Below are 12,679 nucleotides of genomic sequence, written 5' to 3'. Positions count from 1 at the left end.
TTTCTTTCTAAAAACAAAAGGAATTAGTTGAATCCATAAATAGTATCGATTACTTTTATATAGTCAATTCGAGGTCGATAACCTAGGCTGATGGAATGACCATTGCTTGCTAATTCTTGTTTTGTAATCGATTTTCTTCCGCCATTTATCATTCTTTCCCAAAATATAAATAGTTTTTCTGCATCTAAATAGAATATTTCATTCGTTTCAGAAAAAGAGATAATGACAAAGCAAATTCCTTGTTGCTCACATACCAAGCGCATATGCCTGATTTGGTGTTCATGGAAGTTATTCAGCGGGAAGGAAGTGGTATGCTTCGTTTCTTTCGCTTCAAAGTCAATATATTTACCTCGATAAACACCGTTATAGTCTGTAGTGGAAGCTTGTTTAAAATAGGCTTCTTTTATTACTGCAGCACTTCTTTTAGGGTAATCGACTTGAACAATTTGAACAGGCGTTGGCTTTTTATGTATGACAGCCTTACCAAATTCTAAATAGTATTTGTTGGTTTCGTTCAAATCATCCTCTAGTGTCATTCCCCGATTACTATAACTTACCTTTTTTTGCGACTTGGTATGTACATTTTTCAAGGGAGTGTACCTTTTCCCATTTGGATAATGAATCTTCATATTTCCACCTCACAAAGATTCTTTCAAAGTATAACTTAGTGCAATCAACAAACAATAATACCATAAAGCGTTCATAAGAGGTGAACAATTTGATAGGTAAAAAATCATATTTTTCTTCCTTGGAAGAAGAAAAACTTATTAATAGAATAAGACTAATTACCGATATGCGCAACTTTGACAATATTTCAAGAACGAAAGCATATCTCCACTATTATAACAAACATAAAGAAATACAATGGGCGTTTCTCGCGAGTCAGGTTTCCCGAAATGCAGGCTGGAATATGTGCGATTTGAATGGAACTTGGCTCCCACAAGTAGTTAGTCAAGAAAAAAGACAGCAAATATACTTAACTTACGAGAAAGCAAATTGGCTGATTTTTCAAGATGCATACCCCCAATTATTACTCTATGAATATTCGACGAAAAATAACTTGCCAATGTTTCATTTATTAAAATTTTTTCAAGTGTCCTCTTTTATGGAAGAAGAATGGAATCATTATTGGAAGGAAAAAGACAAGAAAAGATTAATGAATAGCTTAATCATCAATGAACAAAATGTTATTCATCAGCCTGTCATGGAAAACAAAAGAATAAAACATCATGTTTTTCATTATCTTCCATATCTTTTTCAAGATTTGTTTCATTTTAATGCAGTCCTTTTTCCAACTACACAAGGAACACTTTATGGGGCAAGCGTTTCTAACTTCACATCACTAAGCGCACGGATTAAGCTTGGCAATACATTAGCAAGTCTTTTATTTAAACCTAATTTATATCAAGAGTTCTATGATTTTGCAAGGAAAAATGAACATACAGGTTCGAGGAGAGATTATGAAAAATATATATATCCTAATTTAGCCAATACAACACCCATTTTGCGAGCTGCTTATCCAGTGATAAGGCATCAACATATACTAAGGGGGGATTGGTTCAAAAAGCATATTAAGAAAAAGTGGCGAAACCTTAGTGAACAGAAAGAACCTTTTCATATAACAGATTGGTATCTGAGAAAACAGCGGCAGTTACATGCACTTATTCGTCAGGAAAACAAATGGTTTAACTAATTTTTGCTTAATCTTGTCGAAATATAAACAAGTAATAAGAATATGTACTTTCTTTGCCGAATCTCTTCTAGTTTTGTCAACGATGCAGGATATTTGCTAAAAAAAAAGAAATGAGTATATATCAAAATAGCTTGGGGGGATTTGCGTGGAAAATGCTTATACAAAAGAAAAGTTATTGAATATGTTAGAGGAAATTCAAGAGGAGCTAGATACATTGGATGAAGTGCTTTTAAATTCCGGTAAGCAAAACATGCAACTTGTGAAAGAACATATTACTTCTTTAACTGATATAGAAAGAGGAATCGCTGCAATGGAGAAAAAAATAGCAGGCAGTAAATTAAATATTCGAACAGATGGCCAACGACAACGAATGCCTCTTTACTTGAACTTAGCAAAGTAAATCGTTAAAATAAAACCATTAACGATAATAGCAAAAAATGGAGTGGCAAAATTGACGGAAAATCATCAGTTGATGGAACATACAGCTAAGCTTCTAGAAGCAGTAGAGTATGCAGTAGATACGTTTTACAAAGTGAAGGAATCAGGGGTAAATGAGGATTTTTATGAGGTTGTCCGACCATTTGCCAATCAGATTAAAGTGCTTAATGATAAATGGAAAGAAATGGCGACAGAGTGGGTGCGGAAATCCAAGCCTGATTATTTGAATACAATACAAATAAATACAGCGGCTGATCATATCGAAATTATTTCCATCCAAGCATTTTTTACGCAAACAAGTAAAAAACGCTTTCTTGATTCAGCTAAATCGGTAAAATATATATTGCAAACATTACTGGATGCGTTAAAAAGTGAATCGAAATAAGGGATCGCAAAAGGGAGATGAAATTTCTCTTTTTTTTTGCTTTTTTGATAAATATAAAGTTCAGTTCCTTTTGGGATAACAAAAGAGGTCAAATTAGTTGTACATCAATGCACAGTATAGGCGGTATTATCATATAGTAGATAAGGATATCTTTAACGTGGGAGGATAGAATTTCATGCATAAAGCATCTAATCAACAAAGCTGGAACATACCATCTTATCATACCGCTTATACGCATCCTGTGTCTTTTGATAACAGACAGTATCATCCATATTTAAATCAAGGTCAATGGAATGGAGCAGGCATGAACGGGCAAAATTTCTATAACATACCACCGATGCAGCCGAATTATCAAAATAACCAATCAAGTTATTACCACCCGCAAAATGCTTATAAAAACAATACACAAGATATATTCCAAAATCCACTTCATTATATGGAGAACAGCGAACAGAATCAATATACAACCAATTATATGAATCAAAATCAAGGCTTTATGAATCCATATCCAAAGCAGTCCTTTATTCCAAAAAAACAAGGAAATATGAAAAGCATCATGAATTCTTTTAAATCACAAGATGGTTCTTTAGATTTTAATAAAATGATGGATACTGCAGGAATGATGATGAATGCAATGAACCAAGTAACAGGCTTGGTAAAAGGAGTCGGTGGAATCTTTAAGGTGTAACATACCATACTAATACGAAGTAATAAGCGGAGGCTGTCATGTGACAGCCTCCATTTCTTTTTCTCTACTTACCAGCGGTGTGCTTTTGCATTACTTCTTAGAATGATATTATTCTGAGACATTTGCGTATGCCCATTTACTTGGGATTTAGAACGTTTAGGTCTCGTCCAATTGTGATGAAAAAGCGCAGAATGAGAATCTAACTGATCTCTATAACTCATCATATCACCTCAGGAAGTAAGATTAGAAAGAAGTAGAAGGGATAGAAAAGATATCTCTCCTTCTAGCGTATAGAAGGAGAGGATTTTCTTTTAACACCCACTATTAATATGTGCAGAGAAAGGAGAATTTACTCTTTCTGAATTAGTTTCTATCCTCAATCATAATTTTTTTCCCTTTTTGTTTAGGGACTTTAATTGTAAGCAATCCATTTTGATACGATGCTGTTACTTTTCTTTCATCAATTGGATGAGGAAACGCAATGCTTCTGCTGTTTCGTTTATACGTTTTACTTGTATGAAATGTTTTAGTCTGCGAATTTTCCTCTGTTAGAATTTCCTGATGATTAATGCTGATAGTTAAATAATGATCATAGATGTCCAATTGAATTTGCTCTTTATTAACTCCGGGCAGTTCTGCTTTAATAATCGTGGCACCTTCTGTTTCATTTACACTTAATGGAAAAGCCATATTTGGAAATGGGTTACTAAAAAATTCATCCATTTGCTGCAGGAAGTTTTTCACTGGCTTTTCCTGAAAAAACTGATTCATGGAACGCATGAATCCATTAAATGGTTGCGGTGTTTTTTCTTTTTTGTTTGGGTCGATTGGGAAATTGGATGACATAATTAAATTCACTCCTTACACTTAAAACATGAATGAAAGATTCAAACATTTTTTAATTACTTTTAAGATAACTGAAAGGGATATACCTTTTTTTCCTATCCTATGCCCAATAGCTTAAATTGGTGTTTGGATTCTCATATTTTGAAATACAATATGCTCAGGTGGGTTTTTCGTTCATCCATATTGAAAAAAGTGATATATTAAAGGAAAAAGAAAGAAAGGAAGTTTTTATAGATGAATCATATTGTAGTTGACAATGAACAACTATCCTATATAGAAGAAGGAAAAGGAGAAACCGTTATATTAATTCATGGTTTTTGCGGCAGTGTTGATTATTGGGAGTATATTATTCCACTCCTTTCAGAAAATTTCCATGTGATAGCAGTAGATCTAAGAGGACATGGCAGCTCTACCTATAGGGGCGAATCATTTGAGATAGAAGATTTAGCCAAGGATATAAATAAACTATTGGAAAAATTAGAGATAGACAAAGTATATATGTTTGGCCATTCGCTCGGCGGCTATGTAACATTGGCATTTGCTGAACTTTTTGCCGAGCATTTAAAAGGATTTGGCTTAGTACACTCCACTGCTTATCCTGATACAGAAGAAGGGAAAGAAGGACGATTAAAGGCTATTCGTAAAATCCAAGATCTTGGAATAAAAGAGTTTGTCAATGGGCTAATTCCTAATTTATTCGCAGATGAATCACTAAGGGATTTACCTAATGAAATAGAAAAAGCGAAAAAAATTGGCTATCAAACCGATGGAATTGCGGCGATGGAGACACAAGCAGCAATGAGAAAAAGACCAGATAGAAATGGTGTAATTGAACAGGCAAATGTTCCTGTTGTACTTATAAAGGGGACGAAAGATAAAGTGGTTTCCTTAGATCGCGTTACTTCTGCTTCAAATCCGAAAGTGTCAGAAGTTCAATTAGAAACAGGGCATATGAGTATGCAGGAAGCCCCACAGAAGTTGGCAAACGCCATTTATTCCTTTATTTCGTCAAATAGTAAATAATGGTTGCTTTTTTCTTGTTAAAATCTCTTTTAAATCGAACGTCTATTCGGTAAAATAGATATAGTAGAGGTGAAACAAAATGAAAGTACGTAAAAATCTTCAAGAAATTATAAGGGATTTAAAAACAAAAGATGAATATAAAGAGAGAATTTCTTTTTGGCATACAATAGAAGCGAAAGAGGCGGTTACCGTTCCTCTTCCAGATGATTTAATTCCTAATTTAAAAGATGCTTTGCAAAAGCGCGGGGTCACCCGGTTATATACACATCAACATTCATCGTATCAAGCAATTCGGGAAGGAAAAAGTATCGTTGCTGTTACCCCAACAGCATCAGGTAAAACGCTTTGCTACAATCTGCCGGTCATCCAGTCGATTGCAGAGGACAAAAACGCCCGAGCATTATATATGTTTCCTACAAAGGCACTTGCACAGGATCAGAAAAGTGAATTGAATGAATTAATTGAAAGTGCAGAACTACAAATAAACAGTTATACATATGATGGAGATACACCAGCTTCTATTCGGCAAAAAGTTCGAAAAGCTGGCCATATTGTTATTACCAATCCAGATATGCTTCATTCTGCCATTTTGCCCCATCATACAAAATGGGTATCTCTATTTGAAAATCTTAAGTACGTCATTATCGATGAGCTGCATATATACAGAGGTGTATTTGGGAGTCATGTAGCCAATGTTATCCGTAGGTTAAAACGGATTTGTGCATTTTATGGCAGCAATCCTATCTTTATATGTACATCTGCTACGATTGCAAATCCAAAAGAATTAGCGGAAAATTTAACAGAACAGCGGGTTCAATTAATAAATAATAATGGTGCTCCAAGTGGAAAGAAACATTTTGTTTTTTATAATCCTCCTATTGTGAATATCCCTTTGAATATAAGGAGAAGTGCTACTTTAGAAGTACGCCAATTAGCAGGTGAGTTGCTAAAAAATAAAATTCAAACAATTATTTTTGCCAAAAGCCGTGTACGAGTAGAGATATTACTTACGTATTTACAGGAACTTGTCAAATTTCAACTTGGACCTAAGTCTATTCGCGGCTATCGAGGTGGCTATTTGCCAACAGAAAGAAGAGAAATTGAACAGGGATTACGTCAAGGCAATATTTATGGAGTGGTCAGTACAAATGCGTTAGAGCTAGGAGTAGACATTGGACAACTTCAAGCTTGTGTCATGACTGGATACCCGGGTACAATTGCAAGTTCGTGGCAGCAAGCAGGAAGAGCAGGTCGCAGACATGACGAATCTCTTGTCATTATGGTCGCTAGCTCAAGTCCTCTTGATCAGTATATGGTGGCAAATCCAGATTATTTTTTTAGCAGAAATCCAGAAACGGCGAGAATAAATCCTGATAATCTTATTATTCTCATAGATCATATGAAATGTGCAGCATATGAACTACCCTTTAAAGAAGGGGATACCTTTGGTAATTGTGAAATTACCGAAATTCTTGAATTTTTAACAGATGAGCGCATTCTCTTTCAAAATGGGGATAAATGGTATTGGATGAATGATTCTTTTCCAGCTCATAATATTAGTCTCCGTTCCGCTTCTCAAGAAAATATTGTTATTATTGATATCTCGGATGTAAGTAAAAGCAGAGTAATTGGAGAAAGCGATCGCTTTTCAGCGATGACGTTATTGCATGAAGAAGCAATTTATATGCATCAAGGAATTCAATATCAAGTAGAAAAGCTTGATTGGGAAGAAAAGAAAGCCTATGTCCGCGAGGTAAGTGTCGATTATTATACAGATGCAAATTTAGCGGTATCTTTAAAAGTGTTAGAAGAAGACAATAAAAGTAACTATCAAAAAGCAGAAACTGGATTTGGTGATGTCAGCATTGTTGCAATGAGCACCATTTTTAAAAAAATAAAATTTGAAACCCACGAAAATATTGGATCTGGCCCGATTACTCTGCCAGAAGAGGAGCTCCATACAAATGCAGCATGGATCTCTTTCCAACCAAGTGATCTAGAATGGGAACAAGAGCAAACAGAACAGGGGCTATTAGGGGCTGCTCATGCGTTAAAGCATATTGCCCCATTACTTGTCATGGCAGATCCACAAGATTTGCATGTAGTCCCACAAGTTAAAGCAGAACATAATGAAAAAGCAACAATATTCTTCTATGACCAATATCCTGGCGGGATTGGTTTAAGTAAGAAGATATATGAAGAAATGCCTGCAGTATTAAAAGAAGCAAAAAAAATGGTGGGAAATTGTTCCTGTGAATACGGCTGTCCTTCCTGCATAGGGACAGAGAGCCATGCACATAACAGTAAAAGAGATGTAATGAAAATTCTCTCGCTTTTAGAGAATAGTGAGATTTCCATATAAGGGGATTAAAATGTCTATTAAAAATAAATTGAACAGAATGAAGACGCATCTAAAAAAAGAAGAGCAAACCCTTCCTGTGAAAAATCCCGAAGCAAAAAAAGGGACAATCCCATTCATGAAGGAGTGGGAACAGGAAAATGTCTCGCCTTATTGGTTAGATAGTGAATATTGCTTAATTCGGGAAGTGCGCTATCCTCTTGATTATAAACACGGGAATTATACGTTTCGAGATTTTTGTGGGGTGGTCGATGAATGGAATAAGGCAAGCTATGATCATCCCCTTTCTGCAAAAGGACATCAGCCTAAGGATTTATTCTTTTTTGATACAGAAACAACAGGACTTGGAGGCGGTGCAGGCAATACTATTTTTATCCTTGGTTACGCTCAGCTACAACAAGAGGAGATCGTTTTAAAACAGCATGTATTGCCACATCCTGGAGCAGAAGTGCCTTTATTTAATAGTTTTTTAGAAAATGTAGACTATACAACGCTCGTAACCTATAATGGCAAGGCCTTTGATTGGCCGCAAGTAAAAACAAGGCATACGCTAATTAAGGAGCATGTACCAAAGCTTCCTGAATTTGGTCACTTTGATTTGTACCACGCTTCCCGCCGTATGTGGAAGCATCGTTTAGAAAGAACAAAATTATCTATCGTGGAAGAAGAAATTCTTGGAGTAAAACGGAAGGATGACATTCCTGGGTTTCTTGCTCCGATGATTTATTTTGATTTTGTAGAACGAAAAAATCCTGAAGGCATGCTTGGCATCTTAAAGCATAATGAAATAGATATTCTTTCTTTAATCACCTTGTACACCCATCTAAGCAGTCAATTGCTAAGAAAAGATCAAGAAATCAGTGCAAGAGAGACTTTAGAGGTAGGGAAATGGTACGCAATTATCGGGCAAACGGACGTTGCCAAGCAAAACCTAGAGAGTATCAAGGACCAGGATAAAGAAGTGCTTTTAGAAGCAGCTTTTTTATTGGCTAAGGAATATAAAAGAGAGAAGAAGTTTGAAGATGCTCTTAGCTTGTGGCAAAAAATTACGGAAACATATACATGGGAGACGAATCAAATTATTGTAATTCAATCACTTATCGAACTAGCAAAATTCGCTGAACATAAAGAGAAAAATCCGCAAAAAGCATTGCAACTCACAAAAAAAGCGCAAAATCTACTTTATGAACAAGAAACTTTACCGAAGATGGAGCAGGAACTCCAAAAAAGGTACGAACGTCTAATTAGAAAACTGCATACGATTTAATGAATTCAATAATTCCATTAATAACCTAGTTGGATGTACTCTCTTTCCCTATTAAAATTAGTATTGGAAAATACTATTTTCCTGAATGAAGATAGGGAAAAAGAAGTAATTTCATAGAATGATAAATAGTCTAATTGAAACACAATGGAGTGAACGAATTGTATAAAGTAGTTATGTGTTTATTTTTTGTGCTAGTTTGTTTAACCATGATTTTATTTTCAACTCTAAAAGACAGCTTTTATACCTTCCTTTTATACAATTTTTTGCATTGATAAACAAAGCTTTAAAAAACATAACAAAATAGGTGTTTGTATTAGTACAAGATTATCCCTTTCAACATAAGTTGTTACTGTAAGATAACTAATTTATTTGAGAGGAGATTTTCTTATGCATTGTAAACCTAATAATATTTTACCTGCAGTAGTTCATCCGACAAAGTGTTGTGTGAATAACACTTTTACAAATAATATTGTGCCACATATTCACCCAACGCATACTACTACTGTAAATCATGTGAACTACGAGCACCAACATTTCTTCCCGCACACTCAATCTAGTGAGACAGTAGTAACTAATACTCAAGCTAATATGGGTCCTGCTCCAGCTCCATTCCCAACTGCGCCTACAGCACCTGCTTTTCCTCAAATGGGAGGAACTCCATTTACAGCTACTGGTCAATTCTTCCCAGGTCAAGCTGGTATGTCTGGAATGCCTGGTGGATTTCCATTCAGAAAACGATAAGGAAAAAACGCAAGAGGCTTTTTCAGTTCCTTGTAGATGATTGTAGACAAAAAGGGATCGGAATGTTTTCATTCTGGTCCTCTTTTGTCATTTCGGGTCTGTTTTTTTCATTATTATACGGAGTTTTTTGCTATAAAACAGAACAAATTAGCCTTAAGCTATAGATTAATGAGAATACGAGGAAGAAGTAGTGTAGCATTTCTTTTTTATCTGGAAATGAGTGGAAATATATTAGGTGGATTATTTTCATTCATTTTATCAAATACTTATCATATAATGAATCTGTAATGTTAGACTGGCTGGGAAAAGCAATCTTTGGCTAAAAAAGTATAAATTCTTTATGGGTTAATATATTTATGATATATTTTAAAGTAACTACGGTAATTGTGAAGGAGTTCCTTATATTATTATGAAAATAGCCGTCATTTCTGGCTATAAGCCTTTCGAAATTGGAATATTTAAGCGAGACGAATTAGCAGCCGAATACATAAAGATAGCAATTAGAAAGAACTTGCTAGCAATGCTGGAAGAAGGACTTGAGTGGGTATTAATTAGTGGCCAGCTTGGAACAGAGCTATGGGCTGCAGAAGTAGTATATGATTTGCAGATGGAAGAATACCCAGACTTAAAACTAGGGGTGATTACGCCTTTCCTTGAACAGGAACAGAATTGGAAAGAGGCTAATCAAGAATGGTATGAAGAAATAATCATGCAAGCTGATTTTGTTGATTCTGTTTCGAAGAAGCCCTATGAGAGTCCCCAGCAATTAAAAGATAAGAATATTTTTTTACTAAAAAAAAGTGATGCATTACTGCTTTTTTATGATGAAGAGAAACCTGGCAGTCCTAAGTACTTATATGAGCTAGCACAAAAGTATCAAGAGCAAAACACGTATGAAATTCGTAAAATTCAATTTTCAGATCTCCAAGATATTGTTGAAGAAATAAGGTTTCAGGACGAGTATTAATAGATTTATTGACAAAATGGCGTTTCTTTGAAAAAATAATTGAGATAAATGGTAATCGACTGAGGTGAGCGATAAATGCTATCAGATAAAATGAAACTAACAGCAAAAGATATTTTAGAAAAAGAATTTAAAACAGGTGTAAGAGGCTATAAACCAGAAGAAGTTGATAAGTTTTTGGATTTAATTATTAAAGATTATGAAACCCTTCACCAAGAAATTGAAGAACTGCAACAAGAGAATTTACGTTTGAAGAAGCTAGCAGAGGAAGCTAGTCGTAGACAGCCTGCTCCAACGACCGCTGGAACTACAAACTTCGATATCTTAAAAAGATTATCTAATTTAGAAAAGCATGTATTTGGAAGTAAGCTATATGATTAATGTTATTTAATAGACTGTGCATTATTGTAGTTGGAAAGATTATAAATTCCTATAATAACCATTGCATTAACTAGGTAAAACAACTATAATAGCTATTGTATCAATAAAACGCTTTGGTAATCGCTGCAAACATTGTTTGTAGAGGAAAGTCCATGCTCGCACAAGCTGAGATGCTTGTAGTGTTCGTGCCTAGTCAAAAAATAAGCTAGGGCAGCATATTAATGCTGACGGCAGGGAAAATACCTAAGTCTTCGGATATGGTATGAATACTTTTAAAGTGCCACAGTGACGTAGCTTTGTCAGAAATGACAAGGGTGGAACGAGGTAAACCCCACGAGCGAGAAACCCAAATTATGGTAGGGGAACTTTCTCTGAGGAAATGAACGGAAGAGAAGGACAGAAATTAATTTCTGTAGATAGATGATTACCGCCTTAGTACGAGATAAAAAGTCGCATGAGTACAAAGGAACAGAACATGGCTTATAGAGCGTGATATTGATTATGATGATAATAACATGACAAAGGGTGACACGTAGATTTGTGTCTGATATGCTGGGAGAATTTTTTCTAATCAGTATGTCATTCATATAATCTGGTCATCCTTTTTATATGGAATATACATACTAATTTGAAGCTACAGAAAGAGTAATAATGATACATAAGAAAATACAGCTAAAAGGATGATAAAGGAGTCGTTATGAGAAATTTTGACTTAATTGCTACTGCAGCAATGGGACTTGAAGCAATAGTTGCAAAAGAGGTAAGAGAGCTAGGCTATGAATGTACGGTTGATAATGGTAAAGTTTTATTTAAAGGCGACGAAAAGGCAATTGCAAAAAGTAATATGTGGCTTCGTACTGCTGATCGTGTAAAGATTAAAGTTGCTGAATTTAAAGCCACAACCTTTGATGAGCTTTTTGAAAAAACGAAAGCAATAAGATGGGAAGAATATCTTCCGGTAAATGCACAATTCCCTGTTTCAGGTAAATCTGTGAAATCAAAGCTTTTTAGTGTATCGGACTGTCAAGCAATTGTTAAAAAGGCGATTGTTAATCGGATAAGCACTCATTATAAGAAAACAGGTTGGCTAGAGGAAAACGGCGCGTTATTTAAGATTGAAGTTGCTATTTTAAAGGATATCGTTACATTAACGATTGATACTTCAGGACAAGGACTCCATAAAAGGGGATATCGTGCAGGGCAAGGGGAAGCACCTTTAAAAGAGACACTTGCTGCTGCCTTAATTTTATTAACCAATTGGACTGCGGATCGACCTTTTGTAGATCCTTTTTGTGGATCTGGTACCATTCCAATTGAAGCAGCTTTAATTGGGCAAAATATTGCACCTGGCTTTAATCGTGATTTTATCTCGGAAACATGGGATTGGATGCCAAGTGAAGTCTGGGAAGAGGTACGTCAAGAAGCAGAAGAAATTGCAAACTATGATCAACCACTGGAAATCATTGGCACAGATATCGATCATCGGATGATTCAAATAGCGCAAGAAAATGCTTTTGAAGCAGGATTGGGAGACCTTATTACATTTAAGCAAATGCAAGTAAGAGATTTTACCACAATGAAAGAGAATGGTGTTATTGTGGGTAATCCGCCATATGGAGAACGGTTAGGCGATAAACCGTCTGTTCAAAAAATGTATCAGGAAATGGGCCAAGCATTTGCACCACTTGAAACATGGTCTATTTATATGCTTACAAGTGATGAAGAGTTTGAAACACATTATGGCAGGAAAGCGACGAAAAAGCGTAAACTATTCAATGGATTCATTCGAACAGATTATTATCAATACTGGGGCAAGCGAAAAAGAGACTAATACATAAAGTCTGCTTTTTAGGAAGTTACATCTGATAAATAAGTATATTTTTTGAGTAACAGT

14 protein-coding genes and 1 other RNA gene are annotated in these 12,679 nt (G+C 35.3%); 12 read left to right on the top strand and 3 right to left on the bottom strand.

Features of this window, described 5'->3' with window-relative positions; all coding sequences use genetic code 11:
* Positions 1–23: 23 nt before the first annotated feature.
* Complete coding sequence (gene recU / locus C2I06_RS08085) at positions 24–629, bottom strand: Holliday junction resolvase RecU (RefSeq protein ID WP_123257837.1); 606 nt, start codon at positions 627–629, stop codon at positions 24–26.
* Between the two features lie 89 nt (positions 630–718).
* On the opposite strand from recU, the gene C2I06_RS08080 reads away from it, so the two are divergent.
* The 4 genes from C2I06_RS08080 to C2I06_RS08065 all read left to right on the top strand — a co-directional run bounded on the left by C2I06_RS08080 (position 719) and on the right by C2I06_RS08065 (position 3,204).
* On the top strand, positions 719–1,693 hold the full coding sequence (locus C2I06_RS08080; protein WP_249928292.1) for a DUF2515 family protein: 975 nt from the start codon (positions 719–721) through the stop codon (positions 1,691–1,693).
* A gap of 145 nt (positions 1,694–1,838) precedes the next feature.
* Positions 1,839–2,093, top strand: coding sequence for a hypothetical protein (locus C2I06_RS08075; protein WP_095331906.1), 255 nt, complete (start codon positions 1,839–1,841; stop codon positions 2,091–2,093).
* Between the two features lie 51 nt (positions 2,094–2,144).
* Positions 2,145–2,516, top strand: coding sequence for a YppE family protein (locus C2I06_RS08070; RefSeq protein WP_095331908.1), 372 nt, complete (start codon positions 2,145–2,147; stop codon positions 2,514–2,516).
* A 175-nt stretch (positions 2,517–2,691) separates the two neighbouring features.
* Positions 2,692–3,204: a YppG family protein gene (locus C2I06_RS08065; protein ID WP_235850305.1), complete on the top strand. Its 513-nt coding sequence runs from the start codon at positions 2,692–2,694 to the stop codon at positions 3,202–3,204.
* A gap of 68 nt (positions 3,205–3,272) precedes the next feature.
* Here the strand turns inward: C2I06_RS08065 and C2I06_RS08060 are convergent, their stop codons facing one another.
* Together C2I06_RS08060 and C2I06_RS08055 are read right to left on the bottom strand one after the other, a co-directional pair.
* The gene (locus tag C2I06_RS08060; protein ID WP_082138221.1) at positions 3,273–3,425 is read right to left on the bottom strand and encodes a YpzG family protein; all 153 of its coding nucleotides are present in this window, start codon (positions 3,423–3,425) and stop codon (positions 3,273–3,275) included.
* Positions 3,426–3,567: 142 nt separating this feature from the next.
* Positions 3,568–4,050, bottom strand: coding sequence for an Hsp20/alpha crystallin family protein (locus tag C2I06_RS08055; protein ID WP_123257836.1), 483 nt, complete (start codon positions 4,048–4,050; stop codon positions 3,568–3,570).
* A 234-nt stretch (positions 4,051–4,284) separates the two neighbouring features.
* Between C2I06_RS08055 and C2I06_RS08050 the strand changes: the two genes are divergently transcribed.
* The 8 genes from C2I06_RS08050 to C2I06_RS08015 all read left to right on the top strand — a co-directional run bounded on the left by C2I06_RS08050 (position 4,285) and on the right by C2I06_RS08015 (position 12,616).
* On the top strand, positions 4,285–5,073 hold the full coding sequence (locus C2I06_RS08050) for an alpha/beta fold hydrolase (protein ID WP_123257835.1): 789 nt from the start codon (positions 4,285–4,287) through the stop codon (positions 5,071–5,073).
* 79 nt (positions 5,074–5,152) lie between these two features.
* Positions 5,153–7,435, top strand: a complete 2,283-nt coding sequence (locus C2I06_RS08045) for a DEAD/DEAH box helicase (RefSeq protein WP_095331914.1) — start codon at positions 5,153–5,155, stop codon at positions 7,433–7,435.
* A gap of 10 nt (positions 7,436–7,445) precedes the next feature.
* Entirely contained in the window at positions 7,446–8,699 is a 1,254-nt protein-coding gene (locus C2I06_RS08040; RefSeq protein ID WP_123257834.1) for a ribonuclease H-like domain-containing protein, read from the top strand.
* 387 nt (positions 8,700–9,086) lie between these two features.
* Positions 9,087–9,440 carry a CotD family spore coat protein gene (locus C2I06_RS08035; RefSeq protein WP_095331918.1) on the top strand — a complete coding sequence of 118 codons (354 nt, stop codon included), beginning with the start codon at positions 9,087–9,089 and terminating at the stop codon, positions 9,438–9,440.
* 409 nt (positions 9,441–9,849) lie between these two features.
* Positions 9,850–10,407, top strand: a complete 558-nt coding sequence (locus C2I06_RS08030) for an SLOG family protein (protein WP_206427990.1) — start codon at positions 9,850–9,852, stop codon at positions 10,405–10,407.
* A gap of 75 nt (positions 10,408–10,482) precedes the next feature.
* Entirely contained in the window at positions 10,483–10,785 is a 303-nt protein-coding gene (gene gpsB, locus C2I06_RS08025) for a cell division regulator GpsB (RefSeq protein WP_047940407.1), read from the top strand.
* Between the two features lie 108 nt (positions 10,786–10,893).
* Positions 10,894–11,273, top strand: an RNA gene (gene rnpB, locus C2I06_RS08020) — RNase P RNA component class B.
* Between the two features lie 209 nt (positions 11,274–11,482).
* Entirely contained in the window at positions 11,483–12,616 is a 1,134-nt protein-coding gene (locus C2I06_RS08015) for a THUMP domain-containing class I SAM-dependent RNA methyltransferase (protein WP_123257832.1), read from the top strand.
* The last annotated feature ends 63 nt before the right edge of the window (positions 12,617–12,679 follow it).

The organism is Niallia circulans (assembly GCF_003726095.1).
Lineage (GTDB): Bacteria > Bacillota > Bacilli > Bacillales > Cytobacillaceae > Niallia > Niallia circulans_A.
This window is presented reverse-complemented; position numbering and strand designations above follow the sequence as displayed.

Excerpts from the sequence above, each read along its gene's own strand:
- recU (WP_123257837.1), bottom strand. The coding sequence starts at position 629 with ATGAAGATTCATTATCCAAATGGGAAAAGGTACACTCCCTTGAAAAAT.
- C2I06_RS08065 (WP_235850305.1), top strand. The coding sequence starts at position 2,692 with ATGCATAAAGCATCTAATCAACAAAGCTGGAACATACCATCTTATCAT.
- C2I06_RS08060 (WP_082138221.1), bottom strand. The coding sequence starts at position 3,425 with ATGAGTTATAGAGATCAGTTAGATTCTCATTCTGCGCTTTTTCATCAC.
- C2I06_RS08055 (WP_123257836.1), bottom strand. The coding sequence starts at position 4,050 with ATGTCATCCAATTTCCCAATCGACCCAAACAAAAAAGAAAAAACACCG.
- C2I06_RS08050 (WP_123257835.1), top strand. The coding sequence starts at position 4,285 with ATGAATCATATTGTAGTTGACAATGAACAACTATCCTATATAGAAGAA.
- C2I06_RS08045 (WP_095331914.1), top strand. The coding sequence starts at position 5,153 with ATGAAAGTACGTAAAAATCTTCAAGAAATTATAAGGGATTTAAAAACA.
- C2I06_RS08040 (WP_123257834.1), top strand. The coding sequence starts at position 7,446 with ATGTCTATTAAAAATAAATTGAACAGAATGAAGACGCATCTAAAAAAA.
- C2I06_RS08035 (WP_095331918.1), top strand. The coding sequence starts at position 9,087 with ATGCATTGTAAACCTAATAATATTTTACCTGCAGTAGTTCATCCGACA.
- C2I06_RS08030 (WP_206427990.1), top strand. The coding sequence starts at position 9,850 with ATGAAAATAGCCGTCATTTCTGGCTATAAGCCTTTCGAAATTGGAATA.
- gpsB (WP_047940407.1), top strand. The coding sequence starts at position 10,483 with ATGCTATCAGATAAAATGAAACTAACAGCAAAAGATATTTTAGAAAAA.
- C2I06_RS08015 (WP_123257832.1), top strand. The coding sequence starts at position 11,483 with ATGAGAAATTTTGACTTAATTGCTACTGCAGCAATGGGACTTGAAGCA.